This window comes from Bradyrhizobium sp. 23 (genome assembly GCF_023073295.1).
Taxonomy (GTDB): domain Bacteria; phylum Pseudomonadota; class Alphaproteobacteria; order Rhizobiales; family Xanthobacteraceae; genus Bradyrhizobium; species Bradyrhizobium canariense_D.
Genome location: NZ_JADPJF010000064.1, coordinates 477,290 through 479,333 on the forward strand (window position 1 = coordinate 477,290; position 2,044 = coordinate 479,333).

At 63.9% G+C, this 2,044-nt stretch carries 4 protein-coding genes; 3 read left to right on the top strand and 1 reads right to left on the bottom strand.

All coding sequences use genetic code 11. From position 1 onward, the window contains the following. Positions 1–8 precede the first annotated feature (8 nt). Entirely contained in the window at positions 9–707 is a 699-nt protein-coding gene (locus tag IVB32_RS17530) for a winged helix-turn-helix domain-containing protein (RefSeq protein WP_018456488.1), read from the bottom strand. A 165-nt stretch (positions 708–872) separates the two neighbouring features. Between IVB32_RS17530 and IVB32_RS17535 the strand changes: the two genes are divergently transcribed. From IVB32_RS17535 to IVB32_RS17545, 3 genes are all read left to right on the top strand, one after another. Beyond that, complete coding sequence (locus IVB32_RS17535; RefSeq protein ID WP_007603076.1) at positions 873–1,181, top strand: NIPSNAP family protein; 309 nt, start codon at positions 873–875, stop codon at positions 1,179–1,181. A 37-nt stretch (positions 1,182–1,218) separates the two neighbouring features. Further along, positions 1,219–1,569, top strand: a complete 351-nt coding sequence (locus IVB32_RS17540) for an antibiotic biosynthesis monooxygenase (protein WP_247385074.1) — start codon at positions 1,219–1,221, stop codon at positions 1,567–1,569. Between the two features lie 51 nt (positions 1,570–1,620). Next, a partial coding sequence (locus IVB32_RS17545; RefSeq protein WP_247410789.1) for an isocitrate lyase/phosphoenolpyruvate mutase family protein occupies positions 1,621–2,044 on the top strand: 424 nt, incomplete at its 3' end.

Genomic DNA, 2,044 nt, shown 5'->3' on the forward strand with positions numbered 1-2,044 from the left:
GCTTGTGTTCAGTCCTTCGCAGTCCCGAACAACGCGGCAAACTGCTTCTCGCCGGTGCGCGTAAAATTCACCACGCGGCTGCCGGGCGTGGCGTCACGGGCAGCCCATTTCAGCTCGGCGAAACGCTGCATCATGGCGGCGCCCAGCGTGCCCGCGAGATGGTGACGCCGCTCGCTCCAGTCGAGGCAGGCCTTGCAGACCGGCCGGCGGGGATGGGCGAGCATGTCGGGCGAGATCTGCAAATGCTTCGCCAGGAAGCGCTCGCCCTCGGCCGTCAGCTCGATCTCCTGCTTCTTCTGCCTGACCAGGTTTTGCGCGCGGAGGGTGTCGAGCATCTGCACGCCGAGATCGCCGGCGAGATGGTCGTAGCAGATCCGGGCACGCCGCAGCGCCGGATCCTTCGGCCCGGTGCGCACGCGCATATGGCCGGTCCGCGCGGCGAGGCCCGCAAGCCCCTCCAGCACCCCGGCGACATCGTCGTCAGTGAGGCGGTAGTAGCGGTGGCGGCCCTGCTTCTCCGGCTCGATCAGGCCACCGGCCTCGAGCTTGGAAAGATGCGAGCTCGCGGTCTGCGGCGTGATGCCGGCCTCCTGCGCCAGCTCGCTCGCGGTGAGCGCGCGGCCGTTCATCAGCGCCGTGAGCATGTTGGCGCGTGCGGGATCGCCGACGAGCGAGGCGATCATGGCGATGTCGGGACCTGATTTCATGCTTCGATGGTAGCCGAAGCATTGCGGTCGGGCAAGCGCGTAGCGTGGGGTTGTTCGTCATTGCGAGGCGCGAAGCGACGACGCAATCCAGGCTGCCTCCGCAGAGGGATTCCTGGATTGCTTCGCTGCGCTCGCAATGGCGGTGTGGAACCAGAGGAGCCCATCATGTCCGTCACCGTCTTCATCCGCTACCAGCTCGATCCCTTCAAGCGCGCGCAGTTCGAGGAGTATTCGAAGCGCTGGCTCACCATCATCCCGAAATGCGGCGGCGATCTGATCGGCTATTTCATGCCGCACGAGGGCACCAACAACATCGCGTTTGCGCTGATTACCTTCGAGAGTCTGGCTGCGTATGAGGCCTATCGCGCCCGGCTGCGTCAGGATACGGAAGGCATGGCCAACTTCCACTTCGCCGAGGAGCACAAATTCATCCTCGCGGAAGAGCGCACGTTTCTGCGCCAAGTGGTTTTGTAAGTGCTATCGTAGGCCATCAACGACAGGAGAGACGCCCATGATCGCCGTGATCTTCGAGGTCTGGCCGAAGCCGGAACACCGCCAGGATTATTTCGACCTCGCGGCCGACCTCAAGCCGATCCTGCAAACCATCGACGGCTTCATCTCGGTCGAGCGTTTCGAAAGCCTGACCGAGAAGGGCAAGATCTTATCGGTGTCGTTCTGGCGGGACGAGGCGGCCGTGCAAGCCTGGCGCAACACGATGGAGCATCGCCGCACCCAGGCCAAGGGCCGCGCGAAAATCTTCGCCGATTATCACTTGCGTATCGCCAGCGTCATCCGTGACTACAGCATGAATGATCGCGAGCAGGCGCCGAAGGACAGCCGCGCGGTGCACGACGCGTACTAGCGCTCGTGGCGGCACGTCCCCATCTCTGCGCGGCCAACAAGGGAGAGAAACATGCACGTGACAACTGCTGACAAGCGCGCGGCCTTCAGGAAGCTGCACGAGAGCGGCTGCTTCATCCTGCCCAATCCGGTCGACGTCGGCAGCGCGAAAGCGTTGCAGCATCTCGGTTTCAAGGCACTCGCGTCGTCGAGTGCGGGCTTTGCCTGGACCATCGGCAAAGCCGACAACCACGTCACCGTCGAGGACGTCTGTCAGCATCTGGCGGCATTGAGCACGTCCGTCGATATCCCGGTGAACGCGGATTTCGAGGGCGGCTTTGCGGTCGAGCCGGACAAGGTCGCGGAGAATGTCGAGCGCTGTGTGCGCACCGGCGTTGCCGGCCTGTCGATCGAGGATTCCACCGGCGACAAGGACAAGCCGATCTACGAGCGCGCGCTCGCAGTCGAGCGCATCAAGGCATCGCGCAAGGCGATCG